Raw genomic sequence first — 21344 nt, forward strand, 5'->3', positions numbered from 1 at the left:
GCAGCTCAACCCCCCCCTCGACAGGGCGGGCAAGTGAACAGCCACTCCGACAAGCCCAGTAGCCCGGTGGCCACGCAACCTACGGCGCGGTCGCGGCTCGGCCTCCGGTTGCGTGGCAACCGGGCTACTTGGCTGAGCGTGATCGTGGTTCTCTCGGGTGGGTGTGGCACGTGGACCGACGCCCAGGTCGGTCTCGTGGACCAAGCAAAGCGTGGCACCGAACTGCTCGCTGAGAGCAACGCCGAGCGGTCGATTCGGCTTCGGGCGGAGCTGCACCTGAGGCGGGCCGCGCTGGACGCGGCCTTCGACGCCGACGTCCGTGATGCAAGCGTCCGCGACGCCGAGTTGGACGCCGACTGGGTCATCGCCCACCGGCAGGCTTACGCCATCGGCCTCGACGCCTTGCACAAACGCCAACTCGAAGAAGCCACCGCCGCCGACACCGATCGCCGCAACGCGCGCGCCGCCCTGGCGGCACTCGACCGACTCGCGTGGCTGTTGGACCTCCAACGCCGCGCCGCTCGCTTTCAACCCCTGACCCCGGAGCCGAACGATGCTGCCGACGAATGAGACCGACGTTTATCTGCTGGAAGTCGAGACACGCCGCCGCGTCGCCGAGGCGGTCGGGCAGCGGTGGGACGAGTTCGCCTACAAGCATCCACGCTTGTCAGCGCAACTGGACCAGCTGCGCAGCACCGACCTGATCGTGGCGGACCTGATGGACGACCCCGGCTACGTCAAGGCGATGGTCGACGCCAAGCGGATCGGCCACGCGGCGGTCGTCGCCGACCGCTGGGTGCGCTGGTTCGTGAGCCAGTGGCTGCCGCGCGTGGCGTGAGGGCCGAAGCGACGAATCGCCGCGCCAGTCGCGCGATTTCGTGACACAACCTTCGCCGTCGCGCCATCGACCGCACAAGTTTTCCACAGTCGGTTCCGATAGCGTTGTGCAAACCTGAGCCAAACCCGGTGCCAATAAAAAGTCGCGTCCCAGTGTTATCGGCGGCAAGTGTCGGGCAAAACGGCGTTGGCATCGCGTGAAGGGGCGCGCACAGCGCCACGTGTGTTGTCAAGGCGCGAAACGCCGCAACTGGCGCGGAAAAACGTTCCACCTCACGGTTGCAAAGCGCCAACCCCGCGCGCTATCTTCGCCCCGCTTCACGGATGACCGAGACGCTCCGCCCGAAGTCGAGAGGTTCGACGGGCGGACGCCGGACAACCAGACGACCCGGCACCGCAGTACAACGCGGGGTCGTCACGATCACGGGGCCGAGGCGTCATGACATGAGACGCTCAGGGCCAAGCGGACACGGAGTGTTCGCCACGCGGCAGCGCCGACCCGGACGGATCGGCACCGCAAGATCGACGGGTTGATCGGTGGTCAGGCAGTTCGACTTCCGGCGGTGTCGCCGGTATGCCCGACCGTTCGGACAAGGATGCAGGATCAAGGATGCTCTCAGGCAGGACGCCGCTCGACGACGTGCCGCGCGCCATCGGTTTGACTTGAAGGAAGTCACCGGCGCGGCCCGCGTTTCCGAATGGAACGCCTCGTCGAAGGCTTGGGGTTTTCACGTCAACGGTTTGAGCCGCGCGAATGCTGCGTCGGCTGCGCTGTTGGTTTGCGAACTTCGGCCACCCGGCCCGCCCCCGGCGACGGACCCCGCCGCGGACGGAAACACGTGCGAAGGACGCCAACGTGCCGAACCAACTCGACGCTTCCGATTTCACCACCGCTCCTGATCGTCTCGCCGACGACCCGCTGATGCCGCGTACCACCTTCACCTCATCCTCGTCCCGCCGCCAGTCTTCCAAACGCATCGCCGACGATCGCCGCATGCCGCACCTGCCGCTCGAAGGGGCGTTGCCGATGCCGCTGAGCAGCGAGGAGTTGCCGCTGGTGCCGGCGGTCGACGAGGCCGTCAGCGCGCGGCGTTCGATCGAGACACAGCAGTCGGACCTGATCGACGCGATCCGCGCCGCCGTCGGCGAGCAGCGGTTTGCCGTGTGGTTCAGCGACAAGAACACCCGGCTGCGCCTGCGACCGGACATGCTCGAAATCGTCGTCGCCAACGACTTCATCGCCGAGTGGATCGGCAAGCATTTCGTCAAGACGATCAACGACGTCGCGCTCGAATCGCTGGGCCATGCGATCACGGTGACCTTCAACGTCAACCCGCGGCTGTTCGAACAGAGCTCGCCGTCGAGCACGGTGGGACGCACCGAGCCGGGCGAGGTCGCGGCCCGCGCGGTGCCGGCGGTGGTACGCCGGTCGGTGCCACAGCCGGCGGCGGCGGAAAGCAAACGGCCGCGCCTCCGCCATGACCTCGACGCGTTCGTCGTCGGTGGCGCGAACAAGATGGCGTATGACTGTGCGCTTGCCGTGAGCGAGTTCCCCGGCGGGCAGTACAACCCGCTGTTCATCCATGGCCCGGTCGGCCTGGGCAAGACGCACCTTTTGCAAGGCATTTCCAAGCGTTTTGCCAAGCTCCACCCCGCGAAGAAGTGGGCGTACCTCACCGGCGAGGAGTTCACCAACGAGTTCCTCACCGCCCTGCGGTCCAACCGGCTCGACACCTTCCGCCGCAAGATGCGTGATCTGGATCTGCTCGTCATCGACGACGTGCATTTCCTCGGCGGCAAGAAGGCCACGCAGGAAGAGTTCCTTCACACGTTCAACGCCATCGAAGCCGTCGGTAAGCAGGTCGTCCTCGCGTCCGACAACCACCCCAAGCTCATCCAGGCGTTCAGCGAGTCGCTCATCAACCGCTTCGTCTCGGGCATGACGGTGCGTGTCGATCCGCCCAACCAGAACATGCGCGAGGAGCTCATCCGCGTACTCGCCAAGCGGCACAAGATGGAACTCACCGACGAGGTCATCAAGTGGGTCGCCACGCGCGTCACGCAGAACATCCGCGAGCTCGAAGGCGCGATCACCCGACTCAAGGCCCACGTCCAACTCACCGGCGCGACCGCCGACGTCGAACTCGCCCGGCAGTGCCTGACCGACCTCGAACGCCAGCACAATCAGCCGCTGCAGCCCGAGGCGATTCTCGAAGCGACCTGCGAGTACTTCGGCCTGGACCGCCGCGACCTGATGAGCGGCCGTCGGCAACGCACGATCTCGCTGGCCCGCTCGATCGCGATGTACCTGGTCCGCAAGACGAGCAAGCTCAGCTTCCCCGAGATCGCCAACCGCCTGGGAAAGCGCAACCACAGCACCGTCATCAGCGCCTGCCGCCGCATCGAGAAGGCCCTGGAAGCCAACGAACCGCTCGCCTGGACCAGCAGCGTCGGCGAACGCAGCGAAGAAGCGCAGGAGTTGGTGGCACGACTGGAAGAACGATGTCGTGCAATGCGTTGACCGTTGGACGCCCGCGCTCCCTTAGACGTGGAGTTTTCCTAAAATCTCAGCGCAACGTATGTCTACCGCCCCCGCCATTGACGGCAAAACCCTCGTCCTCGACGCGGTCGATTTGATCGATCTCGTTGGACGCACGGTCAAACTCAAGCGGGCGGGGAAGGATCACACCGGGCTTTGTCCGTTTCATGACGAGAAGACGCCGTCGTTCTACGTCGTGCCGGACAAGAAGATGTTCCACTGCTTCGGCTGCAAGGCGTCGGGCAATGCGATCGACTTCGTGATGAAGACGCAGAACCTTCCCTTCAAGGAAGCACTACACCAACTCGCCGAGCAGTACGGCATCGAGTTGCCCAAGTACGGCGACGGGCGAGCCCAGGATGAAACCGCCGCCGTGCGGCAAGCCTGTGTCGCGGCGTCGAAGTTTTTCCAACAGCAACTGCGCACCGAGGCCGGCAAGGTCGCGATCGACTACCTCAAGTCCCGCGGCTTCACCGGCGAGATGGCTCGCGACTTCGGCCTCGGCTTCGCCCCCGAGAATGGCCTGCGTGACGCACTCAAGACCTTCAAAGCCGACACGCTCGAGAAGGCCGGACTGATCAAAAAGTCCGAGCACGGCAGCGGCTACTACGACGGCTTCCGCAACCGCTTGATGTTCCCCATCCGCGACGAGTTGGGCCGGCCCATCGCCTTCGGGGGCCGCGTGCTGCCGGGTAATCCGTCGAAGGCCAAGTACCTCAACAGCCCCGAGACGCGTCTCTTCGAGAAGCGCAAGACCATCTACGGCCTCGACCGGGCCAAGCCGCACATCAACCGGTCACGCATCGTCGCCGTCGTCGAAGGCTACACCGACGTCGTCATGTGCCATCAGCACGGCGCGTGCAATGTCGTCTCGGTTCTCGGGACCGCGCTGACCGCCGAACATGTGCAGATCCTGCGGCGGTTCTCCGATCGCGTCGTGCTCCTCTTCGACGCCGACACCGCCGGCCAGGGCGCGACCGATCGCTCGATCGAACTGTTCCTGACCGAGGAAGTCGAGATCGGCATCGCGACGCTCCCACCGGGCACGGACCCGGACGAGTTCGTCAAAGAGCACGGCGCCGACGGCTTCGCCGCTCTGCTCGAACGTGCCCAAGACCCGCTCGACTATCACTTCGATCGGTTGCAGAAGCGGCTCGCGGCGGACGGGTCGGTCACCGGTTCACAGCGGGCTAACGCCGAGTACCTCGACATGATCCGCAAAGCCCGCGGCGGCAAGTCGGTCCCGGTCGAACGCTGGGGACCGGCGCTGGTGCGCATCGCCAATCGCCTGGGCATGAGCCAGACCGACGTGAACCGCCGCCTCGGCATCGACGCCCCCGCCCCGCAGGCCAATCCCGCCACCGCCCCCAAGCCGGCCAAGCGTGAATGGCTCAGCCGTGAAGAGTTTTTGCGTCGAAAGAAGACCGCCCTTCAGGAAGTCGCCCGACCGTCGGAAATGCCCCGGCAGAACGCTGCCGACGTCGCCGCCGCGAACATGATCGGGACGGTGCTGGCCCATCCGCAGTTCTGGGAAACTCTCCAGCAACACGCCGGCCCGGCCGACATCGCCGATCCGATCCTCAACCAGCTTGCCGTGCGGCTCTGGGACCACTTCGGCAACGAGGGGGAGCCCGAAGCGACCGAGTGGGCCAACGATCTGCCGGACGAGCTTCGACCGACGGCGTTCCGACTGATCGCCGAGGCCGAGCGGCGTGACCGCGACGGGTTGGACCCGAAGGTAACGCTCAACGAGGCGGCGGCGTTCTTCAAGGAACAGCGTGACCGATCCGAGCGGGCGAAGCTCACCGGTCAGTTTCGCCGCGTGGGTTCGGGCAGCGGGTCGACGGACGCGGAAATGAGCGCAAAGATTGATGAAGCCGAGGCTTTGCGTGCATTGGCCGAACAGGCAAGCCGTGAGGATCTGCGGCGGATTCAGTGACGACCGGCGACCCGAATGTTGGGTACGGAGCGAAGATGCCCGTCGGGTTAGACCGTTTGTGCGGACACCGACGTTCGAGGCCGGTCTTAGCGACCCGCCACGCCACGGATCGGCCTGCAAAACCCGGATGAAATCCCGAACCGTTTGCCTCCGCCCGGACGTGAGGCATCGTTGATCCCGGACCCCACACCAACGGCCCATACCACGACCCACCCGCTCGCACACGGCGAAACGACCCAATGCCCGCCCCTGGCCCAAAACGCGGGCAATAATCGCACCAGTATTTTCACCATGGCTAAACGCGCACCCACCAACGGAAAACGAAAAGCCGCCTCGAAATCCAAGAGCGGAACGCGCACTCCTAACGCCGGCCTCCAGGGTCGCAACGGTCGCCACGCCGAACAGGTCACCACCGGCTACACCAAATCGCACATTTACGCCGACGCGATCGACGCCGAGGAGCCGCTGCCCGAAAACGAGGCGGGCATGACCCCGACGCTGGCCGGCATGAACATGGCCGGCCTCACCAACGCGGTCGCACTGGTCGTCCGCCGGGCCAAGCGGGCCATCCTCCCCGCCGAGCAGGCCGTCGCCGACATCACCAACGCCACGACCGACACCGGCGAGATCCTGCTCATCGGTTCCGGTGATCCTTCTGAAGCTGACCGCCGCGTCGGGCTGCTGCTCGAACTCGGTGCCGAGCGCGGCTACCTCACGCTCGAGGAGATCAACACCAAGCTGCCCGACGAGATGGTCAGCCCGGAGAAGATCGACCTGCTGATGATGGCGATCGACGAGATGGACGTCCCGCTGCTGGACCTGCGTGACGTCAAGCGGTTCGAGGAATCCTTCGACCGCGAACAGCATTGCAAGACCGCCCGGGCCAAGCTCAAGTGGGCCAAGACCTGTGCCGGCGTAAAGGCCCCGGAGATGCCCAGCATCGGTGGCACCTCCAACACGATCGACCCCAACACCAAGGTACCCTCCGACGACCGCTCCAACGACGAAAACTACGCCGACAAGATCCTCGGCAAGGAAGCGGTCGTTGAGGAAGTCATCGACAACGCCGACCTGGCCGAGCTCGCCAAGGAATTGGCCGAGGCCGGTGCCAAACGGATCGACGACCCGGTTCGCATGTACCTCACGCAGATGGGCGAGATCCCCTTGCTCACGCGTGAGCAGGAAATCGAGCTGGCCAAGAAGATCGAGATCACTCGCAAGGTCTTCCGACATCTCGTGCTCCGCAGCGACTACTGCCTGACCGCGGCGATCGAAACGCTCCAGCAGGTGGCCGACGGCGACCTGCCGTTCGACCGGACGATGAAAATCTCCACCGCCGACGACCAGGCGGACAAGCAGACCATCGCCGCCCGCATTCCGCGCAACCTCGACACCGCGCGGAAGATGCTCACCCGCAACCAGACCGAGTGGGACGAGCTGCGCGACGGCACCACCGACAAGCGGGCCGCGGAAATCGAGCTGTCCATGCGGCGCCGGCGTCGCCGCTGCGTGAAGCTTGTCGAGGAACTCTCGCTCCGCACCAGCCGCATCGCGCCGCTGATGCACAAGCTTTCGAGTATCTCGGCCAAGATGCTCGAACTCGAAGAACGCATCGCCCACCTCGAAACCGTCGAGGACCCCGGCGAAGACCTCGAAGTCTGCAAGCAGGAACTCGAAGGTTTGGAAGACCTGGTGCTCGAAGACGCCGCGGCACTACACAGCCGCGTCACGCACATCCGCCAGATCTTCAACCGCTACGAGGAAGCCAAGCGCAAGCTCTCGGGCGGTAACCTGCGTCTGGTCGTCTCCATCGCCAAGAAGTACCGCAACCGCGGACTCTCCTTCCTCGACATCATCCAGGAAGGCAACACCGGCCTGATGCGGGCCGTCGACAAGTACGAGTACCGACGCGGCTTCAAGTTCTCCACCTACGCGACGTGGTGGATCCGCCAAGCCATCACCCGCGCGATCGCCGACCATGCCCGCACCATCCGCATCCCGGTGCACATGATCGAAACGATGTCTCGCCTGCGGAACATCTCCAAGCTGCTCATGCAGGAGCTCGGCCGTGAGCCGACCGTCGAGGAGATCAGCCAGAAGGCCGACATGTCCCTCGCCGAGACACGTCGCGTCATGAAGATCAGCCGCCACCCAATCTCCCTCGACCGCCCCGTCGGCGAGTCCGAGGACAGCTACTTCGGCGACTTCATCGAAGACGAACGCGCGTCCTCCCCCGTCGATTCCGCGACGCAGGAAATGCTCAAGGACAAGATCGAGCAGGTGCTCAAGACCCTCACCTACCGCGAACGCGAGATCATCAAGCTCCGCTACGGCATCGGCGACGGCTACACCTACACCCTCGAAGAAGTCGGCCGCATATTCAAAGTCACCCGCGAGCGCGTCCGTCAAGTTGAAGCCAAGGCCATCCGCAAACTCCAACACCCCGTCCGCGCCCGAAAGCTCGAAGGCTTCATGGGCACCGAACCCGCCGGGGCGTGATCCGGCGACGCGTAACGGTTTTGACGGCAAGTCCACTTGAACGGCCCGGCGGATTTCTCATCCGCCGGGCCGTTCAGATTTCACTACCCCGGGCCGAAAATTTGTTCTACATTCATGGTGGCTGGAGCAAACGAGGGTTGTCGACCGACGGGCGTTATGCCACCGGGTCATCGCGGGCGTTCCGCACAACCGCATCAGCCAAAACTGACGGTTCCCCCACGGGCTGATCCCCGGGAGACAACATGCACAAAGCACTGGTTGCCGCGTCCGCGGCCACGTTGATCTGTACATCCGCCGCGACAGCCGCCCCGACCGGCGACATCTACGCCATCACGCCTGCGCTCTCGTCGGCCGGTGGCGCGGCCGCGACCGTTGACTTCGAAGAGGCGTTGTTCGACGGCGTCAGCCAGACGATCGGGACCGACGTTGCTTCGGCCGAGATTTCGGTCATCGAAACCGAAACCCCCGCCGCCGCTGGCACGATCGACCTGGCGATCAGCCTTTCATCCTCGAACGGTGAACTCTTCCCCGATGGCTTCGACGTCGAGGGTGAGCCGGCCACCGTGGGCGGCGTGTTCCTCGGTGCCAACGCCGGTGGCAGCCCGCTGGAGTTCGGCAACCCCGTTGTCGTCAACAGCGCGTCGTTCAGCGCGTTCGACGCGTCGGGCGCTCCGCTGGCCGAGGGCGTGGACATCCTCGCCGTGCTTCCGGACTTCACCGCCGGACCGGGCGGGACATGGACCGGCAGCTTCGACCTGCTGCTCGGCCCGGACACGGTCGGCCTTGGCGTGCAAACGTTCACGCTGGACATCAACGTGACCGAGATCCCCGAGCCGGCATCGCTCGGACTGCTCGGCATGGCGGGTCTGGGACTCGTCCTTCGTCGCCGCGCCTGAGCCGAACGCCATTCGGAATCACACGACACCACACGCCGATTGGCGACGCGTGGTGTCGTGTGCTACCCGGTCCCGAACCGTTGCCGCACACCACCGTTATCAACACGAAGGTCCACGCCGAACAGCGCTCGCAGCCGATCATCAGTGAGCAGCGCCGTGTCGCCGAACGCGGGCGGTTCGCCGAGCATCAGCACCCGATCCGCCACCGCCGCCGCAAAGTTCAGGTCGTGGCTCGCCACGACGATGCTCAAACCGTCGGCCGACAAGCCTCGCAACAGGCCGTGCAACTCCGCGAGCTTCGCGTAGTCCAGGTGGGCGTCGGGCTCGTCGAGCAGGATCACGGCCGGCTCCTGCGCCAACGCCCGCGCGATGAACACCAGCCGACGTTGGCCGCCGCTGAGCGTTTCCATCCGGCGTGAGAGCAGGTCGGTGACGCCCACGCGCTCCGCCGCCGACGCGACGGCCGCGCGATCGCGTGGCCCCGTCACGCCGAACCAACCCAGGTGCGGCACCCGGCCCAGTTCGATCGCCTCCGCCACGGTCTGCCCTTCCGCGAAACTCGGCACCTGCGGCAGGTACGCCACGCGGCTCATCGGCACTTGCCACCCCGCCTCGCCTCCGTGTGACAGTTGGCCGAGCAGGCAACGCAGCAGCGTCGACTTCCCGCAGCCGTTGGGGCCGATGAGCGTGAGTACCTGGCCGGTATCGAGCGTGAACGACACGTCACGAAACACGGTCGTGTCCCCGAACGACGCGGCAAGTTCGTGCACTCGCAGCCGCTCATCGCTCATTGCGCACCTCACTTCGCCGCAGCAGCGTGATGAACAACGGCCCACCGAGTAGCGCGGTCCACACGCCGACCGGCACGCCGGTGTTGAGCGCCTCGGGTCGGCTAAGCACGCGCGACAACGCTTCGGCCCCGACCATCAGCACCGCCCCACCGGCCGTCGCGACCGGCAGCAGCCGGCGTACGTCCGCGCCGACCAACAGCCGCGCGATGTGCGGACCGACCAGTCCCACGAACCCGATCGGCCCCGCCAGCGCCACCGCGCCGGCGACAGTCAACGACGCGGCCAGCAACACGATCACCCGCAGACGACCGACCCGCACGCCCAGCGCTGCCGCCTCGTCGTCACCGAGCGTCGCGGCGTTGAGTTTGCCGGCCAGCGCGGCCGTCAGCGCGTAGCCGACGACGAGCAGCATCAGCGCGACCCACTTCGGTCCGGCCGGCAGGTTGCTCCGCACGTCGCCGATCAATACCGCGAACGGATCGCTGTCACGGTTGAGCGCGTAGAGCAATGCAAAGGCCGCCCCGCAGATCGACGCGACGATCACGCCGACGAGAATGACCGCCGTCTGCCGGACGGCCCCACGGCGACCGGCAACGCCGAGTACCACCACGACCGCGAGCAACGCCCCGCCGAACGCGGCGACGGTCTCGGTGAGCACCGGCAAACCCGCGAGCCGCACCGCGTACGCCGCCAACGCCGCACCGCCGGCGGTGCCCAACAAGTACGGCTCAGCCAGGGGGTTCCGCAGCACCGCCTGATACCCGACCCCCGCCGTCGCGAGCGCCGCCCCGACCAGTGACGCGAGCAACACGACATCGAGCCGATGTTCCAGCGCGAAGCCGGACGGAAAGGCAACGCTCCCGGTGGAGCCAACGCACAGCGCGAGCAGCGCCGTCACCGCCCATGCAACGAGTGACACGAACGTGATTGCGATGAGCCGACCGGCGCTCATTCGGCCCTCTCGTCGCGTGGCGACGGGGCTACTTCCGAAAGCCGCTCGCGCATTTCCTCGCCTATCTCGACGACGTTCCAACCCGGCACCAGCGCATCGGGACGTTCGATGATCTCGACGAGCCCGAAGCGTTCCCAGCGCGTCCGCACCGATATCGCATCGCCTTCGGGCAGCAGCACGAGAATCACCTCCGGGGCCAACGCCGCGACACGCTCATCGTCGGGTTCGAGGTAACCTTCACCTTCCAGCACATTTACCCCACCGGCAAACGTGAGTAGTTCATCGAGGTATGTACCGCCTGCCGCGCACAGCGAACGATCACCGCAGACGAGGAGCGTGCGCGTGTCGCCGGGAGTGCTCGTGCGTAGCCGCTGCCGCCAATCGTGAGCCGCGTTGGCCGCGTGACCGGTGGACTGCATGGCCTCCAAGCCAGCGATCTCAGACACCGCCGCCTCAATGTCTGCGAGCGTGTCGATCGGCAACGACACCGGCACAATCCGCAGCCGCTTGGCCCGGCCGTCGAGGTCGTCGTTTCGCTGTTGCATCAGCAGCGTCGCGGGACGCAGCTTGGCGAGCTCTTCCCAGTCGACGTTGATAAAATCGCCCACCCGTGGCAGGTCGCCGACGAGCGGGTCGGTGTCGTAGTTGCTCACCGCCACCATCTCCTCCGCCCCGCCGAGGCCGAGCACGATGCTCGTCAGCGCTGGTGAGAGCGATGCGATGCCAGTGTTGGACCGCGCGGTGCTCGACTCCTCGCAACCGGCGGCGAGCAGCATCAATACCAGAGCAATTAACCAACTTGGCCGCATGACCCGGCGATGCTAGATTCGGCCAACGACTCCCGCAATCCGACGAACGCACCAATACCGAAACAGCAGCATGGCCGAGCAACGCAACGACAGCACCAACGACGGACTCGATGTCTTCGACCCCAAGCCGGCCGACGAGGACTTCAATCCCCGGCCCGAGGCGACCGTCTACACCAACTCCGGCGACCCTGACAAGCCCGGCCTGATCGCACGCATCTTCGGCAAAAAGAAGCAGGACCCCAACGCCCCCGACCTCCGCGGCGGCGTGCTCAACCCCTTCGCCAAGCGCGACCAGGCCATCCACTCGCTCACGCGCGGCTTCGACCAGCTCACCGACCTGATGCAAGGCATTCAGGTCTCCATGGAGAAGTCCACCGAGAAGCAGTCCGAGCTCATCGACACGCTCAAGCACCTGCCCGCCAGCGTCGAGCAGGCCGCAGAAGCGAACAAGATCCACGGCGAAACCCTCCTGGCCATCAAAGACCAGATCGGCAACCAGACCGAACACCAGGAGAAGCTCGGGGCCATCCTCGACACCATCGGCCAGACCGGCGAAGCCCAACGCAAAGGGCTCGACACACTGCAGGAACGCGTCGAAGCGATGCGCGAAGCCGACGCCCAGATGGCCGAAAACCTTAGCGGCGTTGGACAAACCATGCACGGCCTCGGCGACGCGATGCGAGCGGTCTCCGATTCCTCGGCCCGCAGCAACGAAGTCCTCGAACAACTCCGCAGTCATCTCGATAAGAAGACCGACCACCTCGAAGAGCAGATGCGCAAGCAGAGCAAGTGGTTCAGCTTCCTGCTGGGCATGGCGCTGTTCCTGAGCTTCCTCGCACTCCTGTTCGTTGCGGGGATGGGCTACTTCGTGGTGCAGGAACTGCGCGACGAACAGCCGGTGATAACCGAGGAGAACGCCGCGGCTGCCCCAGGCGACATCGAAGCCGTTACCGGAGAGTTCGGGGCCGCCGAGGAACTGGTCGAAGACACGCAAGCCGAGATCGAGGAACTCATCGACGACGTGACCGAGCAACCGGCGTCGGAGATGACACCCGACGACACGCCTATTCCCAACTAACCAAAAGCCCACGCCTTCAGGCGTGGGTCGGCGAGTGATTTCACGGACCCACGGCCAAAGCCGAGGGCGTTAGCTGGCTCTCCAACTCTTGCAACGCGAACGGCAACTGATCGCACACGTCCCGTGCGAGTGCGCCGCGGGTCGTCCGTTTTTGCCCCGCCAGCTCACCCGCACGGCCGTGCGCTTTCGCACCGAGCACCGCCGCATCGAACGGCTCAACACCCTGAGCGAGGAGCGTGCCGATGACGCCGCTGAGGACGTCGCCGCTGCCGGCTTTGGCGAGGGTGCTGTCGCCGGTGTCATTGACCGCCACACGACCGTTGGCACTGGCGATCACCGTCCGCTCGCCCTTGAGCAGCACCGTCGTGTGCCACTTGAGCGCGTGGCCGAGCGCCCACTGTTTGCGTCCCGCGTCGTAGCTCGGCACCGGGCCGCCGCTGATCGACTTCGCCTCGCCGGGGTGCGGAGTCAGGACGCACTTGGGCGGCAACGACGCCCACCAGTTCTCACGCTTGCTCCACGACGTAAGTCCGTCGGCGTCCAACACCGTCGGCTTGTCCACTTCCAGCAACTGCCCGACATCGAAGCGCTGGCCAAGCCCGGGCCCGAGCACCAACGCATCAGCCCCCTCGGCCGCAGCGACCGCGTTGTCCTGCACGACGCCCACCACCTCCGGCACCACGCTCAACGCCGCAGGCAGCATCACTTTGGGCAACGCCGCAAGCACATACCCGCACCCCGACCGATACGCCGCCAACGCCGCGAGCATCGGTGCACCGAGCATCGTGTCCGACCCGCCGACGACGAGAAGTTTGCCGAAGGTGCCTTTGTGTCCGTTCCCACGCGGCGGCAGTTGCATGGGCGAGTGTAGCGGTGCGATGAAGTCGCCCACGCATCAGTTCGGAACAGCGGCGAGATCAAGGTCCGCAATATCCCCCGCCGCCAACATCGCTTCCCCCAACCCCGCGATCATCGCTGCGTTGTCGGTGCAGTACGCGGGCTTTGGCATCGCGACGGGCACGCCGAGGCTCGGCAGCGCGGCACGCAGTCCGCGATTAGCGCTCACTCCCCCGCCGAGAATGACGGACTGCGCGCCGGTTTGCTCCATCGCACGCTCGAGTTTCTTGAGCAACGTGTCGATGACCGCCTGCTGAAAACTCGCGGCCGTGTCGGCGATCGTTCGCTCATCCAAATCCGCCACCGTCCGCTCGCGCCCCTTGGCTCCGCGGACGTGATACAGCACCGCCGTCTTGAGCCCACTGAACGAGAAGTCGAGCGAATCTCGTCCGAGCATGCTGCGCGGGAACTTCACCGCCGCCGGGTCGCCGTTCGTTGCGAGCCTGTCGATGAGCGGGCCGCCGGGATAGCCGAGTTCGAGGATGGCCGCGACCTTGTCGTACGCCTCGCCGACGGCGTCGTCGATGGTGCCGCCAAGGCGGGTGATGTCGTGCCAGTCACGAACGTGGTAGAGCGAGGTGTGGCCACCCGACGCGACGAGGCCTACAGCAGGCAGTTGCACATTGCCAACGTCGAGTGTGACGCTGTGCAGGTGCGCCCGCACATGATCGACGCCGATGAGCGGCTTGCCGAGCGACCACGCCAACGCCTGCGCCGCCGACACGCCGACCAGCAGCGACCCGATCAACCCCGGCCGATGCGCCACCGCGACCGCGTCGACCTGCTCCCACGCGTGATCGCCGAGCGCCTCCTTCACCACCGGCCCGATCGACTCCACACACGCCCGGCTCGCAATCTCCGGCACCACCCCGCCATACGCCGCATGCAGCGCCGCACTCGAAGCAACGACATTGCTCAGCACGCGTCCGTCGTGGACAAGCGCCGCGCCCGTTTCGTCGCAGGTGGACTCGATGCCGAGGATCATGCGAAGCGAGTTTACGCAACGCGCAACAACCGCCGCACGGTGAAGATCACGACGAAGCCGCCGAGGAACAGAAGAAACCCGATCACGCCGGCCCGCAGCCACGCTCGGCTGATGTATTCGTCGTAGGTCTTGGGCGGCGGCGTGCGTGGATTGCCGTACTCGGCGTAGAACGGCGCGTAGGCCGCATCGGTCAACGGCACGCCATCACGCAAAAGCTGATCCTCGAACGCCTGAAACGCCGCAACCCACGCGTCCGCGGCTTGCCGATCCAGGACGGCTTGCCGTGCAATCTCTTCGCGCATGTGCTGCTGGATCACACCAGTGACCCTGTCGATCGCCTCGTTGATCCTGGATTGATCAGGATGACCGAACTCGATCGCCCGAAGGTACGCATGGGCGGCGAGCCGACGATCGCCGCGTTTAGCCAGCAGGTCGCCGAGTGCCTCGTACAAGTGCGGCGACGTCCCAGTCCCGAATCGGATCATCCCGGCAACGCCTTCGATCGCGGCTTCGATCTCCGGATCGGGCGAGGCGTTGCCTTGCCAGTTGGAACTTACTCGAACGTACATGTTCATCGACTCGTGCACCGATTCGACGAGCGTCGGATCGCCGGGTTCGCGATTCGCATCATCACCAAAAGGGTGCCGGAGATTATCCAAGCGCTCGCCCAACACGAGTGGCGTCACAAAGCTCGTCCCAGCCGCAAACTCATCGCCCCCCACCGCAGCGCGAACATGCTGGGCGAGTTGGAGCTGGTACTTCTCCCGCCCGAAGTGGGCGTCGGGGTTGATCTCGATCGCACGCTCGATCAGTTCGATGCCGCGATCAAGGTCGGATACGTTCTTGTCACGCAGCCAGCGGTGGATGAAGAACGTGCCGAGGTTGGCGTGGGTGGTGTAGCGGCTGGGATGCTCGGCGGTGACGGGCTCGAGCAACGCGATCGCCTCATCGATCCGCCCGAGCTTCTCCAACGCCACCGCGTGATTGTCGAGGTCGTCCAGCGTCTCGCGTGGCGTCGTCAGTCGTTGTTCGTAGTAAAAGTCGCTGTGCTTTTCAAAGCGCCCTTCGATCAACGCAGCGACCTCCGGCAGCCCGCGCTGTTCCTCCTTGAGCGTGTCGTTGTCCCAGATGCACGCGAGGACCAGCGGTATGAAGAGCAAGCACTTCATACCCCCACCATCGACCAACGCGATCAACGTTGCACATACCGGGTTGGATCCGGCACGCCGGCGTCGGCAAACCCCTTGGCCCGCAGCAGACAACTATCGCACCGGCCGCATGCCAGCCCATCGACCGGGTCGTAGCAGCTATGAGTCTGGGCGTAATCAACGCCGAGGTTGACGCCTTCGCAGATGATCTGGGCCTTGGTCCAGTGGATGAGCGGCGTGTGGATACTCAAGGCCGTGAGCTTGGTGCCCAGGCGTGCGGCCTGCTGGAAGGCGTCGATGAACTCCGAGCGGCAGTCGGGGTAGCCCGAGTAATCGAGTGCGTTGACGCCGATGTAGATGTCGTTGATACCGGAGACCTCACACTCGGCCAGGGCGTAGCTGAGAAAGAGTGTGTTGCGGGCCGGGACGTAAGTGACGGGGATGTCCGTACCGATGTCGGCCGCGCGGTCGTGCTTGGGCACGTCGATGTCGGCGGTGAGGGCGCTACCGCCGAACTGACGCAGGTCGAGCCGCACGACGCGATGTTTCGCACCGTATTTCTCCGCGATCTGCTCGGCGGCTCGCAGTTCATGACGATGCCGCTGGCCGTAGTCGAAAGCGATCGTGTGCAGCGGCGCGTGCCCATTGTCGGCGGCGATGGCGAGGCAGGTCGCCGAGTCCAAGCCACCGGAGAGAAGGATCAGTGCGGGCGTGCTCATCCGTGCCAACAATAGGAACATGAAGGACTACAAAGGCCGCGACATGTCGGAGCTCGCCGTGCAGGTCACGCAGAACGCCGGCACCGAACGGCCGTTCACCGGTGCGTACACCGATGACAAAACGCCCGGCGTGTACCGCTGCATCGTCTGCGGCGAGGTGCTCTTCGACGCCGCGGCCAAGTTCCACAGCGGCTGCGGCTGGCCCAGCTTCGACGACGTGAAGGAGCAGGGGAAGATCAAGGAGGTCGAAGACACGAGCCTGCCCGGCCGCCCACGCATCGAAGTCCGCTGCGCCAAATGCGACGCCCACCTCGGCCACGTCTTCAACGATGGCCCGACCGACACGGGACTGCGCTACTGCATCAACTCGGTGGCCGTGGACTTGGAACCGAGCGGGTGAGCGCGTTGCCGCAGGCACGGCAGAACTCGGCGTCGGGGTCGTGGCCGGCGACCTTGCACAGTGGGCAGGTGCGGTTGTCCTTGGCCTGATTGCTGATGAAACTCGCCGACACGAAACCGCTGGGCACGACGATCAACGCATAACCGAGCACGATCAGCACGGCCGACAGTGCTTTGCCCATCGGCGTCTGGGGCGTGATGTCGCCGTAGCCGACGGTCGTCATCGTGACCACGGCCCAGTACACGCTCTCGGGGATGCTGGTGAAGCCGTGCTCGGGGCCTTCGACGAGGTACATCAGAGCACCGACGATCGTGACGATCACCGTAACCGTCAGCAGAAACACGAGGATCTTGTCCCGCGCGTCCCACAACGCCGCTCGCAGGGCGTGGCCCTCGGTCATGAGGTGCGTGAGCTTGAGGATGCGGAAGACGCGCAGTAGCCGCAACGCGCGAACGACGAGCAGCGACTGAAGTCCGGCGGTCGTGAACAACGTGACGTAAGTTGGCACGATCGCGAGCAGGTCGACGATTCCGAAGAAACTCCGCGCGTACCGCAGCGGTCGCCGCAAGCACCAGAGCCGAAGCGCGTACTCCACGGAAAATATGATCGTGAACCCCCACTCGATCGCACGAAGCAATTCGCCGTGCCGCTGATTGACCAACTCCACCGTCTCGAGCGACGCGGCGACGACGCTGCCGAGGATGAACACCAACAAGGCGATGTCGAAGGTCAGCCCCGCAGCCGTCGCGTGACCGAAGATCACGTTGTAGACCTTCCGCCTGAGTTCGCCCGGCCCCGGACGAAACTCATCGGCCTGGGATGGCACCGGATCGGGCGCGGGGTTGGGCGTGGTTTGGATCACGGTCGAACACGCGCAACGCAGAGTGCGAAGCGGCGAGACATCTCACCACTTCGCACTGGCAAACTCAAATGTTGGCCGAACCTACGCGATGTTCGCGTGACTCGTGTAGGGCAACAACGCCATGAAGCGTGCACGCTTGACGGCGGTGGCGATCATGCGTTGCTCCATCGCGTTGGCACCGGTACGACGACGGCCGCCCATTTTGCCGTTGGTGCTGATGATGCGACGGAGCGTCTCGGACTGCTTGTAATCCACGTACATCTTGCCGTTCGCGCCTTCCTGGGCGATGCGGGGACGCTGGGGACGGCCTTCTTGGGTCGAGGCTTCGGGGATGCTGGTTTCGTCTGCCATAATGGTTCGACCGGCGTCAGGTCTGCCGGGCCGACACACTAGGCGGGTACCGGTTGGTCGGCTACCGGCGGGCCGGCTACAGTGCGCGAAACGATGCTCACTTCGAACCGCCACGTCCTGACCGCCCTTGTCATCAACGAGCCCGGCGTGCTCGCCAACGTCGCCGGCATGTTCGCCGCCCGCGGCTTCAACATCGACTCGCTCGTGGTAGGCCGGACCGAAAACCCCGACATCTCGCGGATGACCCTCGTCGTCGTGGGCGACTCCAACGTCGTCGAACAGATTCACAAGCAGCTGGCCAAGCTTGTGCCCGTGCAGAGCGTGCGGGATTTGAACACGACGGACTTCGTCGAGCGTGACCTGGCCCTGGTCCGCGTCAACGTCGACGCGAAGGGTCGGCGTGAGCTCATGGATTTGGCCGAAAGCTTCCGGGCACGCGTCGTGGACGTCGCCCCCGACAGCATGCTCGTGGAAATTGCCGGCACCGAGGAGAAACTCCAGGCTTTTCTCGATCTCGTCGAGCCGATGGGCATCGCGGAAATGGCCCGGACCGGCGTCATCGCAACGACCCGGGGCGTCCAGCGGCAACGCGGCGTCGGCGGTGAGGTGGTCGCCAAACGCGTCCGCAGCCTCGACGGCGGTCCGGCCGAGGCCCTACCACCGAGCTGAGGGTTGTGGCCGGCCAATCAGCCCGCACATTCTCGGACGTAAACTCGGAAAGAAGAAACCTTGGCAGCGGTGGTGCCGTCTGGCATACTGTGGCCACCCACCCAACCGACATCGCCCGGTGTCGACGAACGCTTCGAAACCCATCGCAGCCGAACTTGGTTGTTTTCAGTTCGGCGGCGACATTGATTATCGGACCTGCCCTCACCCGGCCTGACCGTGCCAACGCGACGTGCCTTCCCCTGACCGGTCGGCCCGTCGAGAAAATGCCCCCACCCCAAGGTGCGTCCGAACCCCGGACGCTTGACCTGATGCTCGAAAGACCCATCGCGCATCCCAACCCGCTGATCCGTGGTTTGCCGCGTCACCCCTTCACGCCGGCAACCGGTGATATGCCGCGCGGAACAGCCCGATCGCACCAACCGGACAGAATCCCCCCATTTTCGCCAGCCTGCATGAGCGGCGTAGTCGCCCCGAATCACCGGAAAACCACGCCGGTATTCGTCCGGACATGGTCGCCACGTCTAGCCAGGCGGGTATGTTTGGGAGACGCTCGTGTCTCCGGACGCTCGTTGCGACGACGCCGATCCAGCGGCGTGGGACGCTGCGGCTTTCTGCGGTTCGGTTTCCAAGAAAATCACTCAATTTCCGCCCTTCACTCGACCCCCCGCCGGTCGATAACGAAATCAGACGGTGTGCCGACACGCACGCCGATGACCAAGCCGACGTCGTGCCCGCCGTTCGGGTGCCTCGGTATGGGGATAGATGCGGACGTCGCCGGGACTTAGGCGCTCGCGAGTTCGCAAGCATCGGTTCGCTTTATGCCGGAACTGGCCGGACAAATCGACGAGACGAAGCAGGCCACCGCCACCGCTGCGCCACAACCCCCCATCGCGCCGGACGGTCGCAAGGTCGGGCACGTCCCCGGCATCGGCTCGGTGAACCCGTCGCCGGCCATGCCGTCCGCCGCGTCGGCCCGGCAGCCGAGTGTCGCCCGGGTCAGCCCCGTCGCCACGGCCCCGCCAAGTCCGCCGACCATCGCCCTGCGTGGCGTCGAATTCCACGCGGTCACGCAACGGCAGACGGTTGATCACATTCTGCGCAGCCTCGATGCCGGCAAGGGCGGCTCGGTCATCACGCCCAACCTCGATCACCTTCGACGCATGACCCGGGACTTGGCGTTCGGCGCGTTGGTTAGCGAGGCCGATTTGGTCGTCGCCGACGGCATGCCGTTGATTTGGGCCAGCCGATTGCAGGGCACGCCGTTACCGGAACGGGTCGCCGGTAGCGACCTGATCAGCACGCTCAGCGAAGGCGCGGCCCGCGCCGGGAGATCGGTGTTCCTCCTCGGTGGCGAGCCAGGCACCGCCGACGGTGCGGCGAAGATTCTCCAGAAGTGCTACCCGGGGCTGAAAATCGCGGGCACGTACTGCCCGGACTTCGGCTTTGAGCATTCTCCGGAGCAGATGGGCCTGCTCGTCGAAGCCCTCGTGGAAGCTCAGCCCGACATCGTTTTCGTCGGTCTCGGCTCGCCCAAGCAGGAAAATCTCGTCGACCGCATCCATCACAACCTGCCCGACACATGGTGGTTGGGTGTTGGCGTGTCGTTCAGTTTTCTCTGCGGCCACGTCTCGCGTGCACCGAGCCTGCTGCAGAAGGTCGGGCTCGAGTGGACGCACCGGCTGGTTCAGGAGCCACGCCGACTGTTCAAGCGGTACATCGTTCACGGGCTGCCCTTCGCGACCGTGCTGATGCGGGACGCGGTGTCCAACCGTGTGCACCGCAGGCTTGGTACGACCAAGGCGGCTGAAACCGGTGGCCATTTCCCCCGTCCCCGTCGATACTCGGCCAATCCCGCCGCACCGACCATCCCTGGCCCGGCTCCGACGAAACACAGCGAAGCCGGTCCGGGACGAACCACCCGCGGTGTCGGCGGCAGCGTCTCGGACCGGCTCGCCCAACGCCTCGACCAGGCCAACCGCCCCCAGCCCGCGGCCGTCCACGGCGTCGACGCCGTCGAAGCCCTGCGCGGCCTTCGCAGCCTCGTCCTGCTCAGTGGCAAACTCCGCGATGACGCCTTCTCGCGTGGCATCCGTCGGCCGTTGCTCGAACTTCCCCTTTCGGAAGAGGTGACGCTGCTGGATCATTGGCTCACGCAGGCGGTCAACGTCGCCGGACACGTGGGCCTGCCGAAGCTACCGGTCGCGGTGGCGGTCAACCGGGGCGCGACGATGCCGCAATCGACCAACACGGAGCTGGCCGAACTGATCGAGCCGGGCCACGATCGCGGCGACTACCGCGGTACCGGCGGCGTGCTCAAGGATCTCGCCGCCGAGTACGCCGACGACGAGTACATTCTGGTCGCCAACGCCGCCCAGTTGCTCCTCGACCCACTGGCCGCACTGGCCCGGGCGCTGGCGGGTAAGCACGCCGACGTTGCCATCGTCGGCCACGAGGACGGCACGCCCAGCGGACTCATGCTCATCCGTGTGGCCACCCTTCGGTGCTTACCGGACGTGGGTTACTTCGATCTCAAGGAACAAGGTTTGCCGGTCATCTCGAAGGCGGGTTTCAGTGTCCGCGTGCTCAAGTGCCGGCGTCCGACGGCTTTGCCGATTCGATCGGCCGATGATTACATCACCGCCCTGCGGCTGTTCCACGCCCCGGAGAACGCCCGCCGCGGCGAGGTCGACCCGCTCGAAGACGCCATGGGCGAAGGACACCGGCGGCGTTTCTCGGTGGTCGAGAGCGGCGCGGAGGTCGCCGAGGACGCATACCTGCACGACGCGGTCGTGCTGCGCGGTGCCCGAGTCGGTCGACGTGCGAGCCTGGTCCGCAGCGTCGTCTGCGCCAATGGCGAGATCCCGGACAACGGGCATTTCATCGACGACATCGCCGGCTGCCGGGGAACATGAACGGAACCCATGTCCCGGGCGATTGCTGTTAAACTGCCGGAAAGGCCAACGTCGCAACCGA

The 21344-nt window shown here is 65.5% G+C and carries 19 protein-coding genes; 10 read left to right on the forward strand and 9 right to left on the reverse strand.

Translation table 11 applies throughout. The features are described from left to right. From AAGD32_02550 to AAGD32_02575, 6 genes are all read left to right on the forward strand, one after another. The coding region (locus AAGD32_02550) for a hypothetical protein (GenBank protein ID MEM8873116.1) at positions 1 to 570 on the forward strand (570 nt) is incomplete at its 5' end. After that, complete coding sequence (locus tag AAGD32_02555) at positions 554 to 838, forward strand: hypothetical protein (protein MEM8873117.1); 285 nt, start codon at positions 554 to 556, stop codon at positions 836 to 838. The genes AAGD32_02550 and AAGD32_02555, both read left to right, overlap by 17 nt. An 855-nt stretch (positions 839 to 1693) precedes the next feature. Continuing rightward, positions 1694 to 3358 carry a chromosomal replication initiator protein DnaA gene (gene dnaA / locus AAGD32_02560; protein MEM8873118.1) on the forward strand — a complete coding sequence of 555 codons (1665 nt, stop codon included), beginning with the start codon at positions 1694 to 1696 and terminating at the stop codon, positions 3356 to 3358. Between the two features lie 58 nt (positions 3359 to 3416). Beyond that, positions 3417 to 5315: a DNA primase gene (gene dnaG, locus AAGD32_02565; GenBank protein ID MEM8873119.1), complete on the forward strand. Its 1899-nt coding sequence runs from the start codon at positions 3417 to 3419 to the stop codon at positions 5313 to 5315. Between the two features lie 636 nt (positions 5316 to 5951). After that, positions 5952 to 7814, forward strand: a complete 1863-nt coding sequence (rpoD, locus tag AAGD32_02570) for an RNA polymerase sigma factor RpoD (protein ID MEM8873120.1) — start codon at positions 5952 to 5954, stop codon at positions 7812 to 7814. A gap of 242 nt (positions 7815 to 8056) precedes the next feature. Continuing rightward, positions 8057 to 8710, forward strand: a complete 654-nt coding sequence (locus AAGD32_02575; protein ID MEM8873121.1) for a PEP-CTERM sorting domain-containing protein — start codon at positions 8057 to 8059, stop codon at positions 8708 to 8710. 62 nt (positions 8711 to 8772) lie between these two features. On the opposite strand, the gene AAGD32_02580 is transcribed toward AAGD32_02575, so the two are convergent. From AAGD32_02580 to AAGD32_02590, 3 genes are read right to left on the reverse strand one after another with little or no spacing between them, the layout of a single operon-like run. Continuing rightward, on the reverse strand, positions 8773 to 9501 hold the full coding sequence (locus tag AAGD32_02580; protein ID MEM8873122.1) for an ABC transporter ATP-binding protein: 729 nt from the start codon (positions 9499 to 9501) through the stop codon (positions 8773 to 8775). After that, positions 9491 to 10420, reverse strand: a complete 930-nt coding sequence (locus AAGD32_02585) for an iron ABC transporter permease (GenBank protein MEM8873123.1) — start codon at positions 10418 to 10420, stop codon at positions 9491 to 9493. The genes AAGD32_02580 and AAGD32_02585 overlap by 11 nt, the downstream gene beginning before the upstream one ends. A 29-nt stretch (positions 10421 to 10449) precedes the next feature. Next, on the reverse strand, positions 10450 to 11229 hold the full coding sequence (locus AAGD32_02590; GenBank protein ID MEM8873124.1) for an ABC transporter substrate-binding protein: 780 nt from the start codon (positions 11227 to 11229) through the stop codon (positions 10450 to 10452). Positions 11230 to 11332: 103 nt separating this feature from the next. Here AAGD32_02590 and AAGD32_02595 point away from each other — a divergent pair, with 103 nt between their 5' ends. Further along, positions 11333 to 12340, forward strand: a complete 1008-nt coding sequence (locus AAGD32_02595) for a hypothetical protein (GenBank protein ID MEM8873125.1) — start codon at positions 11333 to 11335, stop codon at positions 12338 to 12340. Positions 12341 to 12380: 40 nt separating this feature from the next. On the opposite strand, the gene AAGD32_02600 is transcribed toward AAGD32_02595, so the two are convergent. Genes AAGD32_02600 through queC form a run of 4 tightly spaced genes read right to left on the reverse strand, consistent with a single transcriptional unit; the run spans position 12381 to position 16110 of the window. Beyond that, complete coding sequence (locus AAGD32_02600; GenBank protein ID MEM8873126.1) at positions 12381 to 13199, reverse strand: NAD(P)H-hydrate dehydratase; 819 nt, start codon at positions 13197 to 13199, stop codon at positions 12381 to 12383. Between the two features lie 36 nt (positions 13200 to 13235). Beyond that, positions 13236 to 14222, reverse strand: coding sequence for a tRNA (adenosine(37)-N6)-threonylcarbamoyltransferase complex transferase subunit TsaD (tsaD, locus tag AAGD32_02605; protein ID MEM8873127.1), 987 nt, complete (start codon positions 14220 to 14222; stop codon positions 13236 to 13238). An 11-nt stretch (positions 14223 to 14233) separates the two neighbouring features. Then, positions 14234 to 15391: a hypothetical protein gene (locus AAGD32_02610; protein ID MEM8873128.1), complete on the reverse strand. Its 1158-nt coding sequence runs from the start codon at positions 15389 to 15391 to the stop codon at positions 14234 to 14236. A 23-nt stretch (positions 15392 to 15414) separates the two neighbouring features. Further along, positions 15415 to 16110, reverse strand: a complete 696-nt coding sequence (queC, locus tag AAGD32_02615; GenBank protein ID MEM8873129.1) for a 7-cyano-7-deazaguanine synthase QueC — start codon at positions 16108 to 16110, stop codon at positions 15415 to 15417. Here queC and msrB point away from each other — a divergent pair. Further along, positions 16109 to 16489 (forward strand): peptide-methionine (R)-S-oxide reductase MsrB, encoded by a 381-nt coding sequence (gene msrB / locus AAGD32_02620; protein ID MEM8873130.1) that lies wholly within the window; start codon positions 16109 to 16111, stop codon positions 16487 to 16489. The two genes, queC and msrB, sit on opposite strands and share 2 nt — an antisense overlap. Here msrB and AAGD32_02625 read toward each other — a convergent pair. Continuing rightward, positions 16452 to 17351, reverse strand: a complete 900-nt coding sequence (locus AAGD32_02625; GenBank protein MEM8873131.1) for an ion transporter — start codon at positions 17349 to 17351, stop codon at positions 16452 to 16454. The two genes, msrB and AAGD32_02625, sit on opposite strands and share 38 nt — an antisense overlap. 81 nt (positions 17352 to 17432) lie before the next feature. Beyond that, entirely contained in the window at positions 17433 to 17702 is a 270-nt protein-coding gene (gene rpsR, locus AAGD32_02630) for a 30S ribosomal protein S18 (GenBank protein MEM8873132.1), read from the reverse strand. A 93-nt stretch (positions 17703 to 17795) separates the two neighbouring features. Between rpsR and ilvN the strand changes: the two genes are divergently transcribed. Both ilvN and AAGD32_02640 read left to right on the forward strand, forming a co-directional pair. Next, positions 17796 to 18371, forward strand: a complete 576-nt coding sequence (gene ilvN / locus AAGD32_02635) for an acetolactate synthase small subunit (GenBank protein MEM8873133.1) — start codon at positions 17796 to 17798, stop codon at positions 18369 to 18371. Positions 18372 to 19189: 818 nt separating this feature from the next. Then, positions 19190 to 21283, forward strand: coding sequence for a WecB/TagA/CpsF family glycosyltransferase (locus AAGD32_02640; GenBank protein MEM8873134.1), 2094 nt, complete (start codon positions 19190 to 19192; stop codon positions 21281 to 21283). Positions 21284 to 21344: the final 61 nt, after the last annotated feature.

It is taken from the genome of Planctomycetota bacterium, assembly GCA_039182125.1.
Taxonomy (GTDB): Bacteria; Planctomycetota; Phycisphaerae; order Tepidisphaerales; family Tepidisphaeraceae; genus JBCDCH01.